This window comes from Nocardia sp. Tas62D01, from assembly GCF_055232035.1.
Genome location: NZ_JBUYUZ010000001.1, coordinates 1,578,186 through 1,601,813, shown reverse-complemented (window position 1 = coordinate 1,601,813; position 23,628 = coordinate 1,578,186). Strand labels below are relative to the sequence as shown.

General features: G+C 66.9%; 21 protein-coding genes and 1 pseudogene. 13 read left to right on the top strand and 9 right to left on the bottom strand.

The features are described from left to right. Positions 1-6 precede the first annotated feature (6 nt). Genes ACV7NQ_RS07795 through ACV7NQ_RS07785 form a run of 3 tightly spaced genes read left to right on the top strand, consistent with a single transcriptional unit; the run spans position 7 to position 2,578 of the window. Positions 7-978 (top strand): ScbA/BarX family gamma-butyrolactone biosynthesis protein, encoded by a 972-nt coding sequence (locus ACV7NQ_RS07795; protein ID WP_463358998.1) that lies wholly within the window; start codon positions 7-9, stop codon positions 976-978. Then, on the top strand, positions 978-1,595 hold the full coding sequence (locus tag ACV7NQ_RS07790; RefSeq protein WP_463358997.1) for a nitroreductase family protein: 618 nt from the start codon (positions 978-980) through the stop codon (positions 1,593-1,595). The genes ACV7NQ_RS07795 and ACV7NQ_RS07790 overlap by 1 nt, the downstream gene beginning before the upstream one ends. Further along, complete coding sequence (locus tag ACV7NQ_RS07785; RefSeq protein ID WP_463358996.1) at positions 1,571-2,578, top strand: hypothetical protein; 1,008 nt, start codon at positions 1,571-1,573, stop codon at positions 2,576-2,578. The genes ACV7NQ_RS07790 and ACV7NQ_RS07785 overlap by 25 nt, the downstream gene beginning before the upstream one ends. A 7-nt stretch (positions 2,579-2,585) precedes the next feature. Here the strand turns inward: ACV7NQ_RS07785 and ACV7NQ_RS07780 are convergent, their stop codons facing one another. From ACV7NQ_RS07780 to ACV7NQ_RS07760, 5 genes are all read right to left on the bottom strand, one after another. Beyond that, positions 2,586-2,870, bottom strand: a complete 285-nt coding sequence (locus ACV7NQ_RS07780; RefSeq protein ID WP_463358995.1) for a hypothetical protein — start codon at positions 2,868-2,870, stop codon at positions 2,586-2,588. A 254-nt stretch (positions 2,871-3,124) separates the two neighbouring features. Continuing rightward, positions 3,125-4,219 (bottom strand): methyltransferase, encoded by a 1,095-nt coding sequence (locus ACV7NQ_RS07775; protein WP_463358993.1) that lies wholly within the window; start codon positions 4,217-4,219, stop codon positions 3,125-3,127. Between the two features lie 139 nt (positions 4,220-4,358). Further along, complete coding sequence (locus ACV7NQ_RS07770) at positions 4,359-5,168, bottom strand: DUF72 domain-containing protein (RefSeq protein ID WP_463358992.1); 810 nt, start codon at positions 5,166-5,168, stop codon at positions 4,359-4,361. A gap of 212 nt (positions 5,169-5,380) precedes the next feature. Further along, entirely contained in the window at positions 5,381-6,337 is a 957-nt protein-coding gene (locus ACV7NQ_RS07765; RefSeq protein ID WP_463358991.1) for a D-isomer specific 2-hydroxyacid dehydrogenase family protein, read from the bottom strand. 339 nt (positions 6,338-6,676) lie between these two features. Continuing rightward, positions 6,677-7,825 carry a lipase family protein gene (locus ACV7NQ_RS07760; RefSeq protein WP_463365580.1) on the bottom strand — a complete coding sequence of 383 codons (1,149 nt, stop codon included), beginning with the start codon at positions 7,823-7,825 and terminating at the stop codon, positions 6,677-6,679. Positions 7,826-8,827: 1,002 nt separating this feature from the next. On the opposite strand from ACV7NQ_RS07760, the pseudogene ACV7NQ_RS07755 reads away from it, so the two are divergent. Then, positions 8,828-9,133, top strand: a pseudogene (locus ACV7NQ_RS07755) (MspA family porin); the annotation flags it as partial. Here ACV7NQ_RS07755 and ligD read toward each other — a convergent pair. Both ligD and ACV7NQ_RS07745 read right to left on the bottom strand, forming a co-directional pair. Then, entirely contained in the window at positions 9,077-10,126 is a 1,050-nt protein-coding gene (ligD, locus tag ACV7NQ_RS07750) for a non-homologous end-joining DNA ligase (RefSeq protein WP_463358990.1), read from the bottom strand. The pseudogene ACV7NQ_RS07755 and the gene ligD overlap by 57 nt on opposite strands. Before the next feature lie 184 nt (positions 10,127-10,310). Further along, complete coding sequence (locus ACV7NQ_RS07745) at positions 10,311-12,434, bottom strand: RecQ family ATP-dependent DNA helicase (RefSeq protein WP_463358989.1); 2,124 nt, start codon at positions 12,432-12,434, stop codon at positions 10,311-10,313. A gap of 189 nt (positions 12,435-12,623) precedes the next feature. Here ACV7NQ_RS07745 and ACV7NQ_RS07740 point away from each other — a divergent pair, with 189 nt between their 5' ends. Next, on the top strand, positions 12,624-13,103 hold the full coding sequence (locus ACV7NQ_RS07740) for a hypothetical protein (RefSeq protein ID WP_463358988.1): 480 nt from the start codon (positions 12,624-12,626) through the stop codon (positions 13,101-13,103). 55 nt (positions 13,104-13,158) lie between these two features. Here the strand turns inward: ACV7NQ_RS07740 and ACV7NQ_RS07735 are convergent, their stop codons facing one another. Further along, entirely contained in the window at positions 13,159-14,382 is a 1,224-nt protein-coding gene (locus ACV7NQ_RS07735) for an RtcB family protein (protein WP_463358987.1), read from the bottom strand. A gap of 488 nt (positions 14,383-14,870) precedes the next feature. Here ACV7NQ_RS07735 and ACV7NQ_RS07730 point away from each other — a divergent pair, with 488 nt between their 5' ends. Beyond that, positions 14,871-15,293, top strand: coding sequence for a CoA-binding protein (locus tag ACV7NQ_RS07730; protein ID WP_463365579.1), 423 nt, complete (start codon positions 14,871-14,873; stop codon positions 15,291-15,293). Positions 15,294-15,702: 409 nt separating this feature from the next. Here the strand turns inward: ACV7NQ_RS07730 and ACV7NQ_RS07725 are convergent, their stop codons facing one another. After that, on the bottom strand, positions 15,703-16,584 hold the full coding sequence (locus ACV7NQ_RS07725; RefSeq protein ID WP_463358986.1) for a ribokinase: 882 nt from the start codon (positions 16,582-16,584) through the stop codon (positions 15,703-15,705). Positions 16,585-16,734: 150 nt separating this feature from the next. Between ACV7NQ_RS07725 and ACV7NQ_RS07720 the strand changes: the two genes are divergently transcribed. The 7 genes from ACV7NQ_RS07720 (at position 16,735) to ACV7NQ_RS07690 (ending at position 23,370) form a co-directional block, all read left to right on the top strand. After that, entirely contained in the window at positions 16,735-18,000 is a 1,266-nt protein-coding gene (locus tag ACV7NQ_RS07720) for a glutamate-5-semialdehyde dehydrogenase (RefSeq protein ID WP_463358985.1), read from the top strand. 59 nt (positions 18,001-18,059) lie between these two features. Continuing rightward, on the top strand, positions 18,060-18,935 hold the full coding sequence (locus tag ACV7NQ_RS07715; protein WP_463358984.1) for an AAA family ATPase: 876 nt from the start codon (positions 18,060-18,062) through the stop codon (positions 18,933-18,935). A gap of 4 nt (positions 18,936-18,939) precedes the next feature. Then, positions 18,940-20,367 carry a vWA domain-containing protein gene (locus tag ACV7NQ_RS07710; RefSeq protein ID WP_463358983.1) on the top strand — a complete coding sequence of 476 codons (1,428 nt, stop codon included), beginning with the start codon at positions 18,940-18,942 and terminating at the stop codon, positions 20,365-20,367. 254 nt (positions 20,368-20,621) lie between these two features. Further along, positions 20,622-21,365: an RsiV family protein gene (locus ACV7NQ_RS07705; RefSeq protein WP_463358982.1), complete on the top strand. Its 744-nt coding sequence runs from the start codon at positions 20,622-20,624 to the stop codon at positions 21,363-21,365. Between the two features lie 58 nt (positions 21,366-21,423). Continuing rightward, positions 21,424-22,071, top strand: a complete 648-nt coding sequence (nadD, locus tag ACV7NQ_RS07700) for a nicotinate-nucleotide adenylyltransferase (protein WP_463358981.1) — start codon at positions 21,424-21,426, stop codon at positions 22,069-22,071. 263 nt (positions 22,072-22,334) lie between these two features. After that, entirely contained in the window at positions 22,335-22,718 is a 384-nt protein-coding gene (gene rsfS / locus ACV7NQ_RS07695) for a ribosome silencing factor (RefSeq protein WP_463365578.1), read from the top strand. Further along, positions 22,711-23,370: a histidine phosphatase family protein gene (locus tag ACV7NQ_RS07690; RefSeq protein WP_463358980.1), complete on the top strand. Its 660-nt coding sequence runs from the start codon at positions 22,711-22,713 to the stop codon at positions 23,368-23,370. The genes rsfS and ACV7NQ_RS07690 overlap by 8 nt, the downstream gene beginning before the upstream one ends. Positions 23,371-23,628: the final 258 nt, after the last annotated feature.

Below are 23,628 nucleotides of genomic sequence, written 5' to 3'. Positions count from 1 at the left end.
GCACCGGTGAGCACGGCTAGTCATGCTCGCACGATCGCACGTGAGCTGGCGCATCGCTACGCCGTCGCGGAGGTATTCGTGACCTCGCTGGATACCGTCGCGCAGGACGTGTTCGTCGCGGGCGCGCAGCTACCCCGCATGCACGCCTATTACGGCGACCACGCCGGATCCCTTGCCATGCGGCACGATCCGCTGTTGGTAATGGAAGCAGCCCGCCAAGCCGCGATCGCGCTGACCCACGAGTTCTACGGCGTGCCAACGGACATGGCTTTCGTCGTCAGAACGTTCAACGGTACCGCCTCGGACACCTCGGCCTGGGAGGTCGGCACCGCACCCTCGGATCTCGTGATGCGGGTGCGAGTTCCGCAGCGGCACACCCGCGGCGGCGTGCTGCACGGCCTCGATATGGTGCTGGACATCGAATGCGCGGACGTGCCGATGCTGACTGTCGACGGCTCCTTCTCCTGGGTGACCTCGCGGCAGTGGTCGGGCCTGCGCTCCGCGTTCCGCGACAGCCTGGGACTCGGCCCGTTCCGTGGCGCCTCGGCATTGACCGAACGCGCGACACCGGCCACGGTGGGCCGGGAGAACTGGCGCAACGTGGTCATCGGTCCGCCCGTGCTGGGCGGCGCCACCACACGTGCCAGGGTGGTCGCCGACCTCGGCCACCCGTTCCTGTTCGACCATCAGCTTGACCACGTCCCCGGCAGTCTGCTCATCGAGGCATGCCGTCAGACCGCGCTGTCCATGGTGGTCCGCGAACTTCCGCAACTAGAATGTGTAGCAAGCACTTTCGTTCGTTTTATCGAGCTCGATTTGCCCGCCGAATGTGTCGCGGAGATCGTCGAGCAGGGTGCGGGCAGCATGGTGATCCACTGCGAGATCCACCAGGCCGGTGCCGTCGCGGCCGAGATCGATCTCGAATTCGCCGAGGACACACTGGATCCCGAGTCCGACCCCGATCTCGGAGGAGTCTGATGGGTACCGACCTGCTGACCACGACCCGCGCATTCCGCCGCCGCCTCGACCTCACCAGGCCGGTGGCGCGACAGGAGCTACTCGACTGTCTCGACGTCGCGGTCCACGCCCCGAGCGGCACCAACCGCCAGCCGTGGCGTTTCCTCGTCGTCGAGGACCCCGACATCAAACAGCAGATCGCCGAGTACTACCGAAAGGGTTTCGCCGCTTACCTTTCCGCCCGTACCCCACGGCCCGACCAACTCGGCGATCTCGCCTCCGGTCAATACCTCGCCGCGCACTTGCCCGAGGTCCCCGCCCTCGTGGTCGTCTGCTCTCTCGGCCGCCCACCGGCAAACGCCTCCACTCTCCAGCTCGCCAGCTTCTACGGATCCGTCTATCCGGCCGTCTGGAACCTCATGCTCGCCCTGCACGACCGCGGCCTCGGGTCCACCATGACCACCGCGCATCTGGTCTACGAACACGACATCGCCGATCTCCTCGGTATCCCGTTCGACCAGGTGACCCAGGTCGCCATGCTCCCGGTCGCCCACCTACTCCCCGGGACAACGGGGCCCGGCCTGCGTCGCACGCCTGCGTCCGAGGTGACCATGTGGAACCGCTGGAGCGCAACATGATCGGGCCCGTCGACGGTCGGCAGCGTGAAACCGTGGGAGGGCGACGTGGGCGGTCTCGCACCTCGACGATACCGAATCTACCGGGGTCGGTTACGCGTATCGCCCGATTCACCGCGGTCATGTACAAGCCGCACTATCTGCTGTACGGCGTGCTCTGGGTACTCGCTCTCGAAGGCACTGCTGCCCTTGTCTCCCAACAGGATTCGTCGTGGCATCCGACCGGCGCCACGATAGTCCGCATCGTCGTGGTCGCGTTCGTCCTGCTGTATCTGCGAATGGTCGATGAACAAAAGGACCTCGACTACGATCGCGTCCACAATCCGGACCGTCCGCTGGTCACCGGTGCGGTCAGTGCCATCGAGTTGCGCGCTGCCATGGCGATCATCGCGGTCGGCGCCATTGCCGCCAGCCTGACGCTCTCGGTCGGCTCGGCGGTTCTGATCGCCGCCGTGCTCGCTTACGGACTCGCGCTCTGGGGGCTGGAGAGTCTTTCGGCGACCATGCGCACCAATATCCTGCTGAACCTGGTCGTCACCTACCCGGTGCAGCTATTCGTTACCGCGTACGTCGTCGTCTCCGCGATCGGCACCGGAGAGGTTCGATCCCGTTGGCAGGCAGCGGCCGTCGCTATCATCTTCGCCGGAGCTTTTCTGCAATTCGAATTCGCCCGCAAGACCTCCAAAATCATGCGCCCAGGCGAGATGTACTACTCGAATGCGTTGGGCGCCAACGGCGGCGCGATCGCCGTACTGGTATGCGCGGCCGTCACCGTGCTCAGCGACCTCGTCCTGGTGCATCCATGGAACCACTCGCTGCCGCAAGCGATCATCGCGTGGATTCCTTTGGCGCTGTTGCTGATTCCCGCTGTCGGCGGCTGGAACTTCCGCCGCGCAGCGACGCCGGATCACCCGGTGCTGCCCGCCGTCGTGTTCATCCTCGCCCTGTACATCGTGCTGATCATCCAATCGATCGCGCTGACCTGATCACCGATCAGTCGAATAGCACCGGCCGCAGCCGAGTCGTGAACTTCCCGGCCCTATCGAGCGCATCCGACGCCGCGTCCAACTCGATCTGCGCCTCCTCGAACACATCCAACGCACCGGCAATGCAGTACCCCGGAGTGGTCAACGCCCCGACCCCGTCGGTATCGACCAGCACCCCCGACCCTGGCAGCGCCCGATACGCCGCGGCCAACGCCTCGAGCTCACCACGCAGCGCACGAACCCGCTCGAGCAGCAGCGCCCGCCCTGCATCCAGCAGCAACGGATCATTCATCCCGTCGGACCCCGCACCTTCGTCCACCATCGGTCCCGCCCTTCGAAGATTCAACACCACGATCGACCGAGCCGCCGCCACCGCGCGCGGGGATCCTCGGCCCTACCCTGATAACGGTCCGTCGCCATGATCCAGCACTCCGACTACGCCGCCTCCCAGCGTACGTGCCGCGCCGCCCGCCTCGTCGACTCGGCGAGTGGCACCTGGTGGAGAGTGTCTCTCGACGTTTGCCGCAGCGATGTGCCGCTGGACTACTAGGTGGGGCGGGCTTCGAGGACGTTGACCAGGGCAAGGGTGGGGATTCGGCGTAGGAGGGTGAATCCGGCTCGGGCCAGGAATGCTCGGTACTCGGCTTCGGTGCGTTCGCGGCCGCCGAGGTTGACGAGCATCTCGAGATCGATGAGTTTACCGGCGTGTGGTCGATTGTTCTCGGGGAGAACGAGTTCGACGAGCAACAGTCGGGCGTCCGGCGACATCGCGGCGTGGACGGTGCGCAGGATCTGCTGGGCTTGCTCGTCGGGCCAGTCGTGAATGATGTGCTTGAGGATGTATGCGTCGCCGCCTGCGGGGACCTTCTCGAAGAACGACCCGGTTTCTACGGTGCAGCGGTCGGTGAGGCCGAGCTCGGCCAGGCGGGCGGGTGCGGCCGCGACCACTTCCGGCAGGTCGAACAGTATGCCGCGGGATTGTGTTGTGCGGCTGAGGATTTCGGTGAGCAGGGTGCCCTCGCCACCGCCGACATCGACGATCGTGCCGTAGCGATAGAAGTCGTAGGCGGCGAGCAGCGGTGCCATCGCGAGGGCGCTGATGCTGGTCATCGCGCGATCGAACAGTTCGCCCACCTCCCGATCGGTCTGCATGTATTCGAAGAACGGCATGCCGTCCAGCGCGGGGCCGACCGGCTCGCCGGTGCGGACCGCGTCGACGAGATGCGACCAATGATCCCGGTGCTTCGCCGAGCCGAAGTACAGCACGGCATCGCGCAATGACACCTTGGTGTCCCGGCGCAGCCCCTGCGCTATCGCGGTGAGCGCGTACCTGCCATCGGATCGCCGCGCGAAGATGCCGTGGCTGGTCAGCACCCGTAACAGCCGATGCAGCGAGCTCTCGTCCGCACCGGTGGCGCGCGCCAATTCCGCGCCGCTGCGCGGCCCGTTGGCGAGCGCATCCGCCACCCCCAGCACCGCGGCCGCGTGGATCGCGTCCGTCAACCACCCCGCCGCGCTGATCTCCATCAGCGCGGCGGGCCCGGGTACGAGTCGGCGATGCATGCTCGCCAGCGTGTTCCTGACGAACTCCACCGCTCGCAGCAGCGCGGGCGGCGGCAATATCGGTCGGCTGGACGACATGGGCGACTCCATCCTGTTGCTCAGTGCTCGGCTGCTCAGTGCTCGGCGGAGACAATTCTCTCGCACAGTATTACGCGGAACAGGCAGCCGAGTATCGGCAATGAGACGTTCGATCCGGGGATTCCCCGTTGCCCTTGGTTCAGTCGGTGATGCGCGCCCGCAGCGCGAGCGCGTCATGAGGGGCCATCACCTTCGCGTCGTTGTCGAAGTACACGAACACATCGCCGTGCTCGGCCCACGTGCGGACCTGCTGCGCCCACATGTCCAGACCTTCGTCGGTGTATCCACTGACATAGAGCTCGTCATGGCCGTGCAGGCGGACATAGACGAAGTTCGAGGTGACCTCCTCGATGAGCGGATATTTGCCTGCCGCGTCCGCTATAACCAGCGCGATGTCGTAGTCGCGCAGCAGCTCGGTGAACCGCGGTGTGACGAAGCTCGGGTGCCGGATCTCCAGTGCGTAGCGCATCGGACGTTCGGCGTCGGTCGTCGTGTACCCGGGGTCGACCCGGTGATCGTGCCGCTTCGCTATCTCGACGGCCTGCGTCGTCGTGCGGGGGAGGCGGGTGAAGAACGCGCTCAGCACCTCGGGTTCGAATGGAAAGTTGGGCGGCAGCTGCCAGAGGATCGGGCCAACCTTCGGGCCGAGCGCGAGCACACCCGACGCGAGGAAGTTCGCCAGCAGCTCGTCGCCGTCGCGCAGCCGTTTCATGTGCGTGATGAACCTGCTGCCCTTCACCGCGAACACGAAATCGTCGGGCGTCTCGCTTGCCCACCGTTGATAACTAGACGGTCGTTGCAGCGCATAGAACGAGCCGTTGATCTCGACGCTGTTGAGCTTGCTCGAGAGATAGGTGAGCTCCCGCTTATGCGTCACACCCTCGGGGTAGAACGTGCCGCGCCACGGCGGATATACCCACCCCGACGTTCCGATCCGAACCTCACCCATGCGGTCCATACTCGCAGGCAGGGCTACCTGTGGCCTGAGTGGCACATGGCTGCGGCGAATGTCGAGAAGGGCTCACGCTGATGTGCCACTCGGCGCAGGCCAGCCGGTGGTGGGGGCTGGGTTTTCGGCGTGGCGGTGGCGTTCGCGTTCGACGGCGGTGGCGAGGTAGTCGCCCAGTTCGTGGCGGGTGCGCGGCGAGGCCGCGCACCGTCTCAGTAGCCGCGCTCCGTATCGATCGGGGCGAGCAGGTCTCGTCCTGCGACGAAGCGCGCGACATTCTCCGCGACGTGATCGGCGAAGGCCGCGAGCCGCAACTGCGGTGGGTTCGAATCGTGCGGGGTGACAATGGCATTCGGCAGCACCCAGAGGGGGTGGCCGTCGGGGAGGGGTTCGGGGTCGGTGACGTCCAGGCCCGCGCCCGCGATCGCGCCGGAGGCGAGTGCTGCGACCAGGGCGTCGGTGTCGACGAGGCTGCCGCGGGCGACATTGATAACCCACGACGACGGCTTCAGCCTGGCCAGTTCCTCCGCACCGATCAGGTGCCGGGTGGCGGGGGTGGACGGGGCGGCGATTACGACGTGGTCGGTGCGCGACCAGATCTTGCCGAGTTGGTCGGCGGGGATCGTTTCGATGGTGTCGGGGATGCCGGGGCCGGTGACCGGGCGGCCGGACCGGTTGACCGCGATGATGTGCGCGCCGAGCGGGATGAGCATGGGGATCAGCGCCCGCCCGATGCCGCCCGCGCCGACGATGGTGACGGTCTTGCCGCGCAGGGTGCCGACGTGCGGGAAGAAATCTTGCTGCCGCCAGCTTGCGGCGCGCAGGTGCTCGGGGAGGTAGCGCACTCCAGCGAGCAGCAGCATCAGCGTGTGTTCGGCCACGCTGCCGGCGAAAGCGCCTGCGGCGGAGGTGAATCGAACGTTCGGGTGTCTGGCGAAGATGCCCGCGGTGAACCAGTCCTCGATACCCGCTGCTGGGAGCTGCACCCACTCGATGCCCTCGGGCAATTGGTCGGGGAATTGGCCGGGACCGCCGACCCAGATCAAACCGCGGGCCTGCTCCAAATCGGCAAGGGTTGCGCCGCCTTCGACGACGGCCTTCTGCAGCAGCGTGGGCGCGGGCACGGTCGGGCCGATCGCGAGCGGCACAGGGACCTCGGGTCGGCTCATCTAAGGACCTCCTTCAGGCAGGCACATCAGTGCGTTCGCGGTAAAGCCGGTGATGACGGGCCCGCGGCGCGGACAGATTACGTCGCGGGATGCTCCGAAAGGAAGGTAGCACCCGCAGGTCCGGCCTCTGCGGACAGCTTTCGCGGTCTAATCCCCATGCCGCGCCAACCATGACGGTACGAGCACTGCACCGGGTGGATTCGGCGGCGGGCTCGCCGCAGATGGCTCGCGGTCATGTTCACCTCGTACCGGTCGGTCAGCAGCCCACCCGACCTGTGCCGAGTGTCAGTGCTCACCGGCGCGCGCGTACTGCGTCTTCCCGCTACCGGTGCCGATCCGTCAGCAGGTGGTGGGCGCATGCTCGCCGCGCACCCGGCCCTCCATCCACATCAGTACCTCGGGTGCGCCCAGTATCGCCCCCGACACATGCTCGGGCGCGGGCACCTGCAGTGTCTGCACCGGCACCCCGGCCGCGCACCAGCGGCGGTCGGTGTTGTTGATCGCGTCGATCGGGATCAGCGGGTCGGTCGGCGAATGCCATTCGAATACTGGCGTTTTCGGCACCCCGTCGTAGAGTTCCAGGCTGTTTTCCTCCAACACCGACCGAGCCTCACGGATGTCGACGATCGAGGTGCCGTCCCGGTATGCGCCGGCACTGCCGTCGGTGCCGATGTTGATGATCTCGGCGGTGCAACTGTTGGCCATGGCGTCGCGGACTGCGAGACCGCGCTCGTTGAGGTACGAGCTGACCGGCAGCCGGTCCGGGTACTCCCGCTCCAGGCCGATCGCCGCTGCCATGGCTAGCCCGAAGGCGGGGTGCGGGTCGAAGCCCAGCGTCTCCGCCATTGTCACCAGGTTCATCGGGGCACCGCCGACGGCCGCGCCCGCAAGCTCCAGTTCCGGTGCGTATGACGGCTGCAGCGCAGCAGCCCATGCGGTGGCCAAACCGCCGCCGGAGTAGCCGGTCAGCACCACCGGGCTGTGCTGCGCGGCGAGTTCGGGCAGCCGTTTCATCGCCCGGACGCCGTCCAAGACGATCTGTCCACCCAAATGTGCGGCCCCCAGGGCAAAGTAGGGACCGAGATGGTCCGGCAGCGCCACAGTCCAGCCCCGCGCGAGTAGCACATTCAAAGCAGGTGCGGTCGACAGCAGGTTCATATCGCCGGAGTACAGCAGGTGCGATACCGCGCAGTCGGTGCCGAGCGCATTGATGAAGTGCTGGTACGACAGTAGCGGCGCGTCTGGTTGATGACCGGCGGGGGTGATGACCGTGGTGGTCGCCGCGATCGGCGCGCCGCGCGAGTTGGTGGATCGGAATTGCACCAGCGTGATGCTGGCACCGGGGAACATGGGCAGCGGCGGCAGGGCCCGCGCATTGAGCACATCACCGGGCTGGTGCACCGCCAGATCCGCCGGGGCGGCGTAGAAGGGGTCCGGATCGGGCCGCGGATAGATCGGTTCCGCGGTTGCCGGCGTCGCCGGCAGCAGCCCGAGTGTGACACAACCGAGCGCAGCGAGGACCCGGGCCGGACCACTGCGCCTGCTGCCCAGGAGAAGGAATTGACGAGTCACGACCTAGACCTCCGCGGATAGTTCGTAGTTCGCAGCATTCGTTGGACCAGCGAGCTCCATTCGAAGCGCGAGATCATGGGCAAACATTCAGCGAACTTCATGGGGAGAGCTGCACATGCCGCGGCCGTGGCACTGCCAACCCAATGTCGCCCGCAGGAACCCGTCACTTCCGGCGGGCTGAAGCCGCTTGAGAAGATCCCGAGTTCGCGCTCTGTAGCATCTTAAGCAGCGCAAACGCTGACATGACACACAACGGCTAGACGAGCCTCACTAGTATCCGACACGAAAAGAAGCGGCAGATATTCAGGCAGCTTCCGGTCGTAGACGATTACGGTACCAAGCCGGACACGACGCTATGGCAACTATTCAGCAATTCAAGGGTTGAGATTAGTGCTGAGCCAGCGGGCTTCGGCGCCGCCGACCGATCACAGGCCGGGGACGTCGCCGTTGTTTTCGATGTAGTAGCCGTCGGCTGTTCCACAGGAGCCGTTGAAGAACACCTGCCGCTCGCGGCGGCGGCGCGCTGATCGTCAACGCCGGGTTCACTGTTCCGGTGCTGACGGGCACAGACGCCCCGTCCATCACGTGCCGTCTCGATACTGGGGGGGTCCTCAGGTCGGCTACGACGGTAGCCGGACGTCGATGGCGTCGATCTCCACGCGGAGCCCGCGCCAGCTCGGGTGCCGCAGCGCGCCGACCTACTCCCGGCACTCGACTGTTCCCACCAGCCGCTTAGGCGCCCAGGATCAGCGTGCCCAGCGCACGTCGGCAACTCGACGTTGCGGAACGATTACCGCCACTGAGCTGCGCCGACCGGTAGCGTTTCAGCCCGCACACGCCGAATAGAATCCGCGACGATGGTTGGTGCGCGAGTCCGTTTGTGAAGTTCTGTTTCGACGACAGCTCGACTGGAGCGCGATGAACCACAAGCATTCGCATGCCTTGGCCGCGATCACCGTGGTGATGGTGGTCGCCACTGGTGCTGTTGCCGTTGTCGATACTGCGGCTGGCGCGGCGCCGGGGGAGGTCAGCTCCGGCGGGCTGCACCTGATCGCGTCGGTGGATTCCAACAATGTCCTACCCGCTGGCGGTGATGTCGCATCCGGAGCACCGTTCGCGCACGCGGTCAAGGTGTCCGGAGACTTTTCGGTCATCCTCGATAATGCTTCATTGCTGCGTAGCGGGCAGATCGTCGTCGGATATCTGATCGGCTGCGCCGTGAATACTTATGGCATCGAGGTAGGTATCTTCCCGGGTGTCAGCGCCCTCGTCCAGGTCCACGTCCACCCCGTCGGGCTCCGCCCACTCCAGTAGTGGGTTGATCGCGAACATGGCGTCGTCGATGCCCGCGTGGAGGTCGCCGAGTTCGGCGTAGCGGGCGGGCACGGTTTTCATGGTGAAGTCGCGCGGGTCGATATCGGAGATCTCGTCCCACCGGATCGGGGTGGAGACGGTGGCCTGCGGGACGCCGCGCACCGAATAGGCGGCGGCGATGGTGTGGTCGCGGGCGTTCTGGTTGTAGTCGACGAACAGCAGCTTCGGGTCGCGGTCACGCCGCCACCAGGTGGTGGTCACATCGTCGGGCGCGCGCCGCTCGACCTCCTTCGCGAAGGCCAAGGCGGCCCTGCGCACATCCTTGAAGCCGAATTCGGGTGCGATACGGACGTATACGTGCAGGCCCTTGCCGCCGGAGGTCTTCGGCCAGCCGACGGCCCCCAGTTCATCGAGCACCTCGTGCACGACCTCCGCCACCCGCTGTACCCGCGACCACGGGCAGTCCGGCATGGGATCGAGGTCGATGCGCCATTCGTCCGGGCTCTCGGTGTCGGCGCGGCGCGAATTCCACGGGTGGAACTCGACGGTCGACATCTGGACCGCCCAGATAACGTCCGCCAGTTCGCGCACACACAGCTCGTCGGCGTGCCTGCCGTAGCGCGGAAAGTAGACCCGGACCGTCGGAATCCAGTCCGGCGCACCCGCGGGCAGGCGCTTCTGATGCACCTTGTCGCCCGCCAGCCCCTTCGGGAACCGGTGCAGCATGCAGGGCCGGTCCCGCAGCGCGTTGACGATGCCGTCCCCGACGCTCAGGTAGTACTGCACCAGGTCGAGCTTGGTCGCGCCGGTCTCCGGGAAGTAGACCCGGTCCGGGTTGGAGATACGAATCGTGCGGTCGCCGACATCCAGCTCGATGGCAGGCGTCGCAGACTTGCTGGCCACGAGTCCGACGATAGTCGATCGGCACACCGTAATCGGGGTTCTGTCATCGATACGCCGCCCGCAGCCGGTAACCTCTTGCCTCGCTTCGACCCTTGCATGCCGCGTTCGGATCCGCGCGCAGCGTGCGATAGTCCGCGAGGTACCGGGTGCCAGGCAAGAAGTGGTCGCGAGCGGCATCGCCGGACTAGGTAGGCGTTGCCAGGGCGAAGGGCAGCACCGCCGGTGCACCCGCGGCACGGAGCGTGTGCGCGGCCAGAGTCATCGTCCAGCCCGTGTCGGTAATGGCGTCTACCAACAGGATCGGTCCGTCGACGGAATTCAGATCGGGTGTCAGCCAGGAGTTGTGCAGGCCCGCGACACGGTGTGCGGAGTTGGCCGCGGAGACCGGCGGGCTGTCGGGCCGGGTTTGCAAAGTGCCGAGGTCGCGGAGGCGGCCCACCTCGGCGAGGCGCGCCGCGAAGGTGGCCGTCAGGACCGGGTAGCGGGGCGATTCCAGGGCCATCACGGAGGTGGGGCGGGTCGTCCAGTTCCAGTCGCGCAGCACGGCTATGCAGGCGTCGAAGACCGCGTCGGGGATGGGGTCGTCGGGGGCGTCGAGGAGGGCGCGCAGGCGTTGGCCCCAGCCGAGATCGGTAAGCCTGCCGAGCACTCGACCGGTGTCCGCGCCGTTGGAGATCTTGCCGGACAATGGAATTCCGAGTTTCACCATACCGGTCGGCCACTGTTTGCGTGGGGCGAGATCGAGGCCGGGGCGGTCGAGGCGGGCGCGGGTCGCGGCGAGCACTTCCCCTTCGACCGCTGTGTCCGTGCGGTTGCCGGTGCAGTTGTCGCAGCGGCCGCAGCCGGGCGAATTCCCTTCCAGTACAGGCAGTCCGGGGTCGTCGAGCTGGCGGCGCAGGAATTGCATCCGGCAGCCGGTGGTGGACTGGTAATCGATCATCGCCTGCTGTTCGACCTCACGGGCCGCGGCAAGCCGGTCATAGCGTTCGGTGTCGTAGGTCCACTGCTGGCCGGTGGCGATCCAGCCGCCGCGGACCCGGCGCACCGCGCCGTCCACGTCGAGCACCTTGAGCACCATCTCCAGCCGGGAACGGTTCAGCTCGACCAGCGGCTCCAACGCAGCGGTCGACAGGGCCCGATCGAAATCGAGCTCGTCCAGCACGGCGCGCACGATGTGTTCGCGTGGAAAAGCAACGGAGGCAAAGTAACTCCAGATCCTGGCGTCCTCCGGGCCGGGCAGCAGCACCACCTCGGCGCGCTCGGTCCCACGACCCGCACGACCCACCTGCTGGTAGTAGGCGATGGGGGAGGAGGGCGCACCGACGTGCACCACGAAACCCAGATCGGGTTTGTCGAATCCCATGCCGAGCGCGGAGGTGGCGATCAGCGCCTTGACCTCGTTGTTCAACAGGGCCGTCTCGAGCGCCTCGCGTTCGGCGGTATCGGTCTGGCCGGTGTAGGCGGCGACATTGTGCCCGTGCGAATTCAATACATCCGCGAGGTCGTGCGCGGCGGCGACGGTGAGGGTGTAGACGATGCCGGAGCCGGGCAGCTTGCCGAGCTGCCCGCTCAACCAGGCCGTGCGCTCGACCGCGTCGTCGAATCGGACCACCGACAGGTGCAGCGATTCCCGATCCAGCGTGCCGCGCAGCACCAGGGTGTCGGTGCCGATCTGGGTGGCGACATCGGTGACTACCCGATCGTTGGCGGTCGCGGTGGTGGCGAGCACCGGCACATCGGAGCCGAGGTCGGCGATCAGCGTGCGGATGCGGCGGTAGTCCGGCCGGAAGTCGTGACCCCAGTCGGAGACGCAATGTGCCTCATCGATGACGACCAGTCCGGCGTCGGCGGCGAGTTTCGGCAGCACCTGGTCGCGGAAGTCCGGGTTGTTCAGTCGCTCCGGGCTGACCAGCAGCACGTCCACATCGCCCGCCGCGACCTGGGCGTGGATCTCGTCCCATTCGGTGACATTGCCCGAATTGATGGTCGCCGCAACAACTCCCGCGCGCTGCGCGGCCGCGACCTGGTTGCGCATCAGCGCGAGCAGCGGCGACACGATCACCGTCGGGCCGCGACCCGCCCGGCGCAAGAGCTTGGCCGCGATGAAGTACACCGCCGACTTACCCCAGCCGGTGCGCTGCACCACCAGCGCTCGCCGTCGCTGCACCACCAGCGCCTCGATCGCCGTCCACTGATCCTCGCGCAGCCGCGCCTGCGGCCCCGCGAGTTCACGCAGCAGTTCCTCGGCCCGCTCGCGCAGGTCGGGAGAGGTGAGGTCGATCGCTTCGCTGCCGGCCGCCGTGGTCATGGGTTCCATCGTGCCGGATGGCACCGACAACGATTCGGGCCGCCGTGGTCGGCGACCGTTCCTGGCGGACACGCACGGGCATCGAGCTGTCCTGGGCCGTCGCCGCCGAAAAGACGAAATCCCAGTGGACAACGGACAATAGGGTGAGAAGATTCTGTCGGCACCGCGGGACCTTGCAGGAGGCAAACCATGTCGAGCTATCAGCCACCGGCTGGTTGGTCGCCGCCGGGCGCCCAGTTCCGTACCAAGGGCAACGCATCGCGGACGATTGTGGGCACCCTGATCGGGTTGGTGGTGACCCCGATCGGGGTCGGGCTGGCCGCCAACGGCGCCCTGGACACCCGACAGTGGGTGGTCTTCGGTGACGCGGGCGCCCGATGGGGTTCGACCTTCCAGATGATCGGCGGTGCATTACTGCTGTTCCTGGTCGCGGCGCTGGCAGGTTACTCGCCATTCGGGACGGTCGTCGCGGGCCTGGTCTGGGGTCTCATTCCTGGCATCGCCCACTTTGCCTTCCCCGACGACACCTGGCGCTTCGTCGAAAACCTGCCCCAGCTGTCGAACGAGCTGCGCCAAGCACTGCACGCCTGGCTGATGAACGGCTTCGCCCTCGTCACCGGCATGCTCCTGATCGGGTCCGGCATCGCGGCCACCATGAGAAGCCGCTGAGCCGAGTGCCACGGCCGGTAGCGCGAACTACCGGCCATGACACCCGTTGGATCGCTCAGCCCTTGACGCAGAGCACCTGGCGGAGCGTGGCGACGATGTCGACCAGGTCCTGCTGGGCGGCGATGACCTCGTCGATGTTCTTGTAGGCGGCGGGAATCTCGTCGACCACGCCGGCGTCCTTGCGGGACTCGACGCCCTCGGTCTGGGCGACCAGGTCGGCGACGGTGAACTGCTTCTTGGCCGCGTTGCGGCTCATCCGCCGTCCCGCGCCGTGCGACGCGGACTGGAAGGACGCGGGATTTCCCTTGCCGCGCACCACATAGGAGCGGGTGCCCATCGAGCCAGGGATCAGCGCGAGGTCGCCCGCCCCGGCGCGAACCGCGCCCTTGCGGGTCACCAGCATCGGCACACCGTCGATCGTCTCCTCCGCCACATAGTTGTGGTGGCAGGAGATCGGCTCGTCGAAATGCACCTGGCGCCCGGCGAATTCGTCTCGAACCGCCCGGCAGACCAGCGACAGCATCACCGCACGGTTGCGCGCCGCGTACTCCTGCGCCCAGGTCAGATCGCGCCGATAGGCGTCCATCTCCGGTGTGCCGGAAAGGAATACGGCCAGATCGCGATCCGGCAGCTCCGTGTTGTGCGGCAGCACCCGCGCGACCGCCATATGCCGCTCGGCGAGTTCCTTGCCGATATTCCGGCTACCGGAGTGCAGCAGAATCCACACCGCATCGTGCTCGTCCAGGCACACCTCGATAAAGTGGTTGCCGCCGCCGAGCGAACCGATCTGCTTGTGTGCCTTGGACTCCAGCGCCTGCACGCCGGGGTTCAGCGCGCCGAACGACGACCAGAACCGATCCCAGCCGGTCTTGTACCGCGCGAGATCACCGTGCGACGCGGCGAACTCCGCGCCCAGCCGGGACACGTCGACCGCGTCCTTGTGCGCCTGGAATCCGACCGGCACCGCCGCCTCGATGCGTGAGCGCAGCGAATGCAGGTTGTCCGGCAGGTCGGCGGCGGTGAGATCGGTCTGCACGCTCTCCATCCCGCAGCCGATGTCCACGCCCACTGCGGCGGGCGCGACCGCGTCCTTCATCGCGATGACCGAGCCGACCGTCGCACCCTTGCCGAGGTGCACGTCCGGCATCACGCGGACGCCGTGCACCCAGGGCAGCTGCGCGATATTCCGCAGTTGCCGCAGTGCGGCCTGCTCGATCTCGTGCTCGTGGGCCCACATCAGCGTCTGCGCCCGGGTACCGCGCAGCTCGACGGGAAACATCGGGAACGTCCTTCTCTCGGGTTGGTCTGTCCCCACAACGCTAGAGGCCGTGCAACTGCCCCCGCACCCGATTATTCGACGCTACGTCATTCGGCGCTACGGCTCCACGAAGTCGGCAGCCAGGGTGCACAGCTTCCGTGCACCGCCCCGGCGCGCCATTGTCCCGGTGTAGGCGATGTCCTTGAAGTACTGCCGGTATTTGTCCGGCAGCAGATCGATCGGAACGGCGCGAGTTCGAGCGCCTCGGCGAGGACGGCCGAGGAGCGTTGTCCCACATAGGGAATCGTGAGTCCGACATCAATCCGCATGTGTCCGAAAGCATGCGACAGGTAGGCGGCGTTGCGATGGAACGGCCAGCAGTGCAACAGCACAACGGTGAGTCCGGTGTCGGCGGTCGACCGAAGGAAATCGGTGAGCAGGAGCGGGTCCGCACGGTGCAGTCGCAGTTCGTCACCCCGGCGACTTCTACAACGGTAAGCTCACTGGGCGTGACGATCTATGGCGATGACGCCACTATAAGGAACATCCTCACCAACACCGGAGACGTCTGGGCCGTGGTTGGTCTGTCCGATAACCCCGAGCGGGCCGCTTACCGGGTGGCCGAAAAGCTGCAGCGCCTGCTCGGCAAGAAGGTGGTGCCCGTGCACCCCAAGGCCGAGACGGTACACGGCGAGCAGGGCTACGCCTCGCTCGAGGAGATCCCCTTCCCGGTTGATGTGGTGGACGTGTTCGTCAACTCCGAGCTCGCCGGCGACATCGCCGACCAGGCTGTGGCGCTCGGCGCCAAGGCGGTCTGGTTCCAGGTGGGCGTCATAGACGAGGCCGCCTACGAAAGGACTCGCGCGGCCGGACTGCAGATGGTGATGGACCGCTCCCCGGGACGGGAAATCCCCCGGCTGGGGCTCGGCTGACGCTCCCCGCTAGACCAGTTTTGACCGAGTAACTCCCGAAAAACACTGCTCCGATCCCCTCTTCGCTCGTTGAACATGCCGTTGAGTGACCGCGCGACGGCGGACCGACGGGCGAAGAGGGCCTGGTGGAGCAGTCGATTTCCCAATTTGTCGGAGCGAACCTCGGCGGCCGCGTGTCGCCGACGCATCATGTCCGTACCTCAGTGGACTGGTGCCCTTGCGGCCGCTCCTCTCCGCGTCGGCCAATGGCGCCGGACTACAGACGCCTCAGCCCTCGCCCCGGGCCAGGTTGCGTGCATCCGTTGTGGCGGGCCGCGGTGTGCTGCGGCGCCAGCCGAGTTCGACACGGCGGGAAAGGGATTCGTCCGGCTCGGCGTGCGGCATCCGACGTCGAGTTGGACTCCCGCGACTACTCATTTCGATTCAGGGCTGCTTCGATGCGGTCGCGGGTGGGGATGGAGGTGCTCGCACCGAGCGTGGTGGTGGCGAGCGCTCCGGCGGTGACCGCCCAGGTCAGCGCGCGTTCGGGGCCGAAATGCCAGGCGGCGGCGAGTGCGCCGGTGAAGGTGTCGCCCGCGCCGGTGGTGTCGACGACCTCGACGCGCGCGCTCGGTCGTGACAGTTCCCGACCGCCGGGGCCGCGGTAGGTGGCACCCTCCGCGCCGTGGGTGATCACCAGGTGCGCGACAGGATCGAGATCCGAGCCGAGTTGTTCGGCCTCGCCCGAATTCACCACCGCGACATCGACATGCGCCCACAGGTCGGCCAGAAGATGCTGTGCCGGAGATGGATTGATCACGACGATGGTCCTGTTCGCGCTCGCGTGCCGGACCGCCGCCGCGACGGTTCCGACCGGAATCTCTAACTGGCACAGCAGAATATCGGCCGCGGCGATGACCTCCAGGTCCGTTTCGGTCAGCTCGGTCATCGTGGCATTGGCCCCGCCGACCACGATGATGCTGTTCTCGCCGCCGGCGTCGACCACGATCGAGGCGATTCCGCTGGCCCCGCCGACGGCCCGCAGCCGACCGACGCCGACGCCCGCTTCGGTCAGCGCCCGACGCAATTCGACGGCGAACAGATCGTCGCCGACCGCACCGATGAACTCGACGGCCCCGCCCGCACGCTGCGCGGCGATCGCCTGATTGGCGCCCTTCCCGCCGGGCACCATGGTGAACCCGCTGCCGAGCACAGTTTCCCCCGGCGCCGGTACCCGCCCGGTCGTCGTCACCAAGTCCATATTGATGCTGCCGAGCACGACGATCGAGGGCGCATCCGGGGTGGTGGTCATAGCGGCACGCTAGTCTCGGCAGCCGCATTCGCGCATGGGGACGGGCGCCATGTGTGTCGGTGCCCCAGTCATGTCGTGCGGGGCTCCGGGAGTTCTGGTACGGGTAGCGCGGCGCGAACCGGCGCCATGCCGGTCAGTAGGCTGGTACCCATGACGTCAGGTACGACGATCGAGCAGGATACCCGCGAAGTGGTGCACGAGGCCGCGCGCAAGGCTCGCGTCGCGTCTCGTGTACTGGCTCAACTCACCACCGCGCAGAAGGACGCCGCGCTGCATGCCGCGGCCGATGCGCTGCTCGCCGCCGACGACCAGGTACTCGACGCTAATATCGAGGACCTGCTCATGGCGAAGTCGGCGGGCATCGAGGAGTCGCTACTGGACCGGCTGCGGCTGAACAAGCACCGGATCGATGGCATCGCGTCCGGGTTGCGCCAGGTCGCCGGGCTGCCGGACCCGATCGGCACGGTGGTGCGCGGTTCGACGCTGCCCAACGGGCTGGAGATCCGCCAGGTGCGGGTGCCGCTCGGCGTGGTCGGCATGGTGTATGAGGCCAGGCCGAATGTCACCGTCGACGCGTTCGGGCTGGCGCTGAAGTCCGGCAATGCCGTGCTGCTGCGCGGGTCCTCCTCGGCCGCGCATTCGAATGTCGCGCTTGTCGCGGTGCTGCGGGAAGCGCTTGCCACGCAAGGATTTCCGGAAGATGCCGTGCAGCTGTTGCCGAGCGCCGACCGCTCCAGCGTGACCCACCTGATCCAGGCGCGCGGGCTGGTCGACGTGGTGATCCCGCGTGGCGGAGCCGGCCTGATCAACGTCGTCGTCCGCGACGCGACGGTGCCGACCATTGAGACCGGCACCGGCAATTGCCACGTCTACGTGCACTCCGCCGCCGACCTGGATATGGCCGAGAACATCCTGATCAACGGCAAGACCCGGCGACCGAGCGTGTGCAATGCGGTCGAGACGGTGCTCATCGACGACGCGATCGCCACCACCGCGGTGCCGCGTCTGATCGAGGCGCTGGAACGGCACGGCGTCACCGTCCACGGCGACCTGCCCGGTCTGGTGCCCGCCAACGATAAGGACTGGGGCGAGGAGTACCTCACCCTCGACATCGCGCTGAAGATCGTCGACGGTCTCGAAGCGGCCGTCGAGCACATCAACACCTGGGGGACCGGGCACACCGAGGCCATCGTCACCGGTGAGCTGGCCGCGGCGCGCGAGTTCACCAGTCGGGTCGACGCGGCCGCTGTAATGGTCAACGCCTCCACCGCGTTCACCGACGGCGAGCAGTTCGGCTTCGGCGCGGAGATCGGCATCTCCACCCAGAAGCTGCACGCCCGCGGCCCGATGGCGCTGCCGGAACTGACCTCCACCAAGTGGATCGTATGGGGCGACGGCCAAACCCGGCCGGTGTAGAGCTTGTAGTCAGTAAGGAGTGCGGCGGTCTGTGCTGCCCACCCGAGGAAGGACAACCAGTGGCCGATGCACCGCAAGAGCCGATTTTCAGTTCGGTCGACGATGTGATCGAACGGCTGGCCACGACCGGCTACCTGGCCGACAAGTCCACGGCCACTTCGGTATTCCTCGCCGACCGGCTCGGCAAGCCGCTGCTCATCGAGGGTCCGGCCGGTGTCGGCAAGACCGAACTGGCCAGGGCGGTCGCGCAGACCGCCGGTGCCGAACTGGTGCGCCTGCAGTGCTACGAGGGCGTCGACGAGGCCCGCGCGCTGTACGAATGGAATCACGCCAAGCAGATCCTGCGCATTCAGGCGTCCAGCGAAAACGACTGGGAAGAAACGAAAGCCGACGTCTTCACAGAGGAATTCCTGCTGTCGCGGCCGCTGCTGACCGCGATCCGGCGCACCGATCCAACGGTGCTGCTGATCGACGAGACCGACAAGGCCGACGTCGAGATCGAGGGCCTGCTGCTCGAGGTGCTCAGCGATTTCGCTGTCACCGTCCCGGAATTGGGCACCATCACCGCCGAACGCAAGCCGTTCGTGGTACTTACCTCCAACGCCACCCGCGAACTCTCCGAGGCGCTCAAGCGCCGCTGCCTCTACCTGCACCTGGACTTCCCGGACCAGGAACTGGAGCGCCGCATCCTGGCCAGCCGGGTGCCCGAGCTGTCCGCGGCGGTCGCCGCGCAGCTGGTGCGGATCGTGCATGTGCTGCGCGGCATGCAGCTCAAGAAGCTGCCGTCGGTTGCCGAATCGATCGACTGGGGTCGCACCCTGCTCGCGCTCGGGCTGACCGACCTGAACGACAAGACCGTGCGCGCCACGCTCGGCGTGGTGCTCAAACACCAGGCCGACCACCAGCGTGCGGTCGCCGAACTGAAGCTGGCCTGAGGCGATGGCGGCGGGACTGGTCCCGACGGACCCCGCGCCGCTGAGCGCGCCGCACGGGTTGCCAGGGCATCTCGTCGGATTCGTCGAGGCGTTGCGCACGCGCGGAATTCCGGTGGGTCCGTCGGAGACCGTGGACGCCGGCCGGGTGCTGACCGTGCTGGACCTGATGGACCGCGAGGTGCTGCGCGAGGGCCTGGCCTGCGCGCTGCTGCGCCGCACCACCCACCGCACGACCTTCGACGGACTGTTCGATCTATGGTTTCCGGTCGCGATCGGTGAGCGCAGCGAGGTTCTCGACGATCTGGAGATTCCGCGGAAACCCTCGGGCGAGGTGGATATTCAGGCGCTGCGGGAACTGCTCGCGGAGCTGTTGAGTCTGGAGGATGCCACCCAGCAGCTCGAGCAGCTGGCTGCGCAACTCGTCGAGCAGCTCGGCCAGTACCAGTCCGCGCGCGGGCCGTCCTTCTCCTCGTATCAGGCGCTCAAAGATGTGCAGCCACAGACATTGCTGGCCAAGATCCTGGCCGGGTTGGCGGCCGGACCGGACACCAGCGAGTTCGACACCGAGATCGCTCGGCGGGCCGCGCGCGGGCGCATCGACGGATTCCGGGCCACCGTGGAAGCGGAGACCCGGCGGCGGGTGGCCGAGCGGATCGGACGCGAACGGGTTGCCGGTTACGGCGTCGCCCGACAGGCCGAGGACGTGGACTTCCTGCGCGCCTCCGAATCCGAGCTCGCCGAGCTGCGCCGTAGCAGCCAGCGCCTGGCCCGGATCCTCGCGTCGCGACTTGCGGTGCGCCGCCGCCATGCTCGCCGCGGCGAGATCGATCTGCGCAAGACGCTGCGCAAGTCCATGTCCACCGGCGGTGTGCCCATCGACCTGGTGAACCGCAAGCCACGCCCGGGCCGTCCGGAGCTGGTGCTGCTGTGCGACGTCTCCGGTTCGGTGGCCGGGTTCAGCAACTTCACCCTGCTGTTGGTGAGTGCGCTGCGCGAACAGTTCTCGCGGGTGCGGATCTTCGCCTTCGTGGACCACACGGACGAAGTGACCCAATTCTTCGATCCGCGAACCCAATTGGACAAGGCCATGGCTCGGATCTTCACCGAATCCGACGTGATCGGGCTCGACGGTCACTCCGATTACGGCAGCGCGCTTGCCGGATTCGCCACCAACTTTTCCGACGCCGTCACCAGCCGCAGTTCGCTGCTGATTCTCGGTGATGCCCGCACCAATTACCGTGATCCGGAACTGGATACGCTGCGGTCGCTGGTCGGTGTCGCCAAGCACGCGCACTGGCTCAACCCGGAGCCGGAAACCAACTGGGGCTCAGGCGATTCCGCTGCCGACAAGTATCGGCAAGTGATCGAGATGCACGAATGCCGGTCGGCCAAACAGCTGACCGCCGTGGTGTCCCGGCTGCTGCCGGTGTGAGGCGCGAACATCGATGGCGGACATGCGGCACGCGGACGGCGGGCTACCCGCCGTGTCGGATTCCTGAACGCCGAAAACAAGACATTCCCCCAGTGATCGCTGGTGGTCCGAGTCGGACGGCATGCTGAAGCTGAAGCCCGACATGCGGGCGGCCGTCCGTGAGCGATCGGTTCGCCGAATCACTAGGCTGTACCGACATCGTCCGGGGAGGCACCGGGGTGAGTTCGATGCGTCGTCGATTCGGGAGTTCGGGAATGAAGAAGACTGCCGCTGCGGCCGTTGCCGCGGCCCTGATCGTCGTGCTCACGGCGTGCGGGTCCGGAGACCACGCGGCCACCGCCGGGGTGACCTCGTCCACGACCGTGGCCATGTCCTCGACCACGGCTGCGCCGCCTCCTCCTGACACGACTTGGGGCTTCACCGCGACCTCGGTGCGGCTCGAAGGCGACGGATACAGCGTCGACCTACCGCAGGTGGCGGGCGGAAAGGACGACGCGCGCACCGAGTTCGACGACGGGATGCGCGCCGAGGCGGATCGCTTCATCCAGCAGGTGGGTCCGAACTACAAGGTCAAAGGTTTCCACAGCGAGGTCGCCCGCATCGGTCGCCACGTGCTCAGCGGGGTGCTGGGGATCGAGGTCGACACCGGCTGGTTGCATCCGACCACCTACAAGGCCACCCACGTCACGAACATCGAAACCGGTCAGCAGCTGACACTGCCCGATCTGTTCACCGATCTGCAGCAGGGACTGGATGTGCTCTCGTCGCAGGCCGCGGTACTGGTGCCGAAGACGCGGGTCGGCACGAACTCCTACGCGAAGGAGCAGATCGACCCGAAGGTGGAGAACTTCGAGCGCTGGGTGGCCACGCCCGATGGCATGCGGGTCTATCTCGGGGAGATCGCGTCGCACGCGATGGGCTATATCGACATCACCGTGCCGTGGTCCGCACTCGACGGCGTGCTGAAGCCGGGTCTGCGGGCGGTCGTCAGCAGTTGACGCCCCGGGCGGTTGCCGACCTGCCCGGACCGGAACCGACCCGTTAAGCTCGGCAGTCATGCACGAGATAGGTCGGCGCCGACGCAAGCTGGGGGTGATGGGTGGGACGTTCGACCCCATCCATCACGGTCACCTGGTCGCCGCCAGCGAGGTCGCCAATCGGTTCGACCTGGATGAAGTGATCTTCGTCCCGACCGGACAGCCCTGGCAGAAAGCGGACAAACAGGTCAGTGCCGCCGAAGACCGCTACCTGATGACCGTGATCGCGACCGCCTCCAACCCCCGATTCTCGGTCAGTCGGGCGGACATCGACCGGGGCAAGGTCACCTACACCGTCGAGACCCTGCGCGAGATGCGCAGCAAGCATCCGGACGCCGAGCTGTACTTCATCACCGGAGCGGATGCTCTGTCCAACATCCTGACATGGCAGGATTGGGCTGAACTGTTCGAACTGGCGAAGTTCGTCGGGGTGAGCCGACCGGGGTACGAGCTGAATGCCGACCATCTCGAAGAGCATCTGCGCGACCTTCCGGTCGATGCGGTGACCATGATCGAGATCCCGGCCTTGGCCATCTCGTCGAGCGAATGCCGTCGCCGCGCGGCGGAGAACCGGCCGGTGTGGTACCTCGTCCCCGACGGGGTAGTGCAGTACATATCGAAGCGGCACCTTTACGTGCCCGTAGGAGCGGAAGGTACCGAAGCGTGAGCGAGCGCAGCGAGCAAACCGAAAGCGCAGCCGCTATTGCGGTCATGCCGGAGCCGAGCGTCAGCGAGGTGCAGGCGTGAGCGAGCGCAGCGAGCAAACCGAAAGCGCAGCCGCTATTGCGGTCATGCCGGAGCCGAGCGTCAGCGAGGTGCAGGCGTGAGCGAGCGCAGCGAGCAAACCGAAAGCGCAGCCGCTATTGCGGTCATGCCGGAGCCGAGCGTCAGCGAGGTGCAGGCGTGACCGCATCTGTCGAATCGGTGGAGATGGCGCAGGTCGCCGCGCGCGCGGCGGACGAGAAGCTGGCTTCCGACGTCGTGGTGCTCGACGTCTCCGAGCAGCTGGTGATCACCGACTGCTTCGTGATCGCGTCCGCGCCGAACGAGCGGCAGGTGAACGCCATCGTCGACAACATCGAGGAGAAACTGCGCGAGGCCGGGCACAAGCCGGTCCGGCGCGAGGGCACCCGCGAGGGACGCTGGGCGCTGCTCGACTACGTCGACGTGGTAGTGCACGTCCAGCACAACGACGAGCGCAACTTCTATGCGCTGGAACGGCTCTGGAAGGACTGCCCGGTGGTTCCGGTGGATGGTCTCGGCGCGTCGGCCGCGGCGGTGAACGGCGAAGCGGGGACGAGCTCGAGTGAGTAGATATGTCGGCGTCCGCACACTGATCCTGTTGCGGCACGGGCAGACCGAATGGAACGCCTCCGACCGGATGCAGGGCCAGATCGACACCGACCTCACCGAACTCGGCCGCCGACAGGCGAAAGAAGCTGCGCGCGAGCTGGTCTCGCGTAACGCGATCGCCATCGTCTCCTCCGACCTGCGGCGCGCCTACGACACCGCCTCGGCGTTGGCGGACCACATCGCGCTGCCGGTCGTCAAGGACGCGCGGCTGCGGGAAACCAACCTCGGCGCCTGGGAGGGCCTGAACCACCTGGACGTCGACGCCGACTATCCCGGAGCGCGCGTGGCCTGGCGATTGGACGCGAGCTATACCCCGCCCGGCGGCGAGAGCAAGCTCGAGGTGGGTGCGCGATCTCTTCCGGTGGTACAGGAATTGTTCGCCGACCGGCAGGATTGGCCGGGCCGGACTATCATCCTGGTGGCGCACGGCGGGCTGATCGCCGCCCTCACGGCTGCGCTGCTCGACCTGCCGCCGCGGAACTGGCCTGCCCTTGGGGGATTGGCCAACACCAGTTGGGTGCAGCTGAGCAGCCACGGCCCGAGCATCGATCAGCCCGGTTGGCGCCTCGATGTGTGGAACGCAGCGGCGAAGGTGGCCCCCGATGTCCTCTGAAGAACCGATTCGACAGGTTCCGGACGAACTGTTCCGGCGCGTATCGGCCAAGCCCGAACGGGCAGCTCCCGACGCGTTGTTCGGACCTCCTCCGGCGAAGAAGCCTACCGAGCCGGTCGAACCAGCCGCGGATGCTGCCGAGGAATCGGTCGCAGCCGAGTCCGCGGTCGACGGTGGTGTCGAGTTCGTGTCCCCGACGGGGCAATCTGCGCTTGCCGGTGCCGGGTCGGTAACTCCGGCGGCTGAGTCCGATTCTCC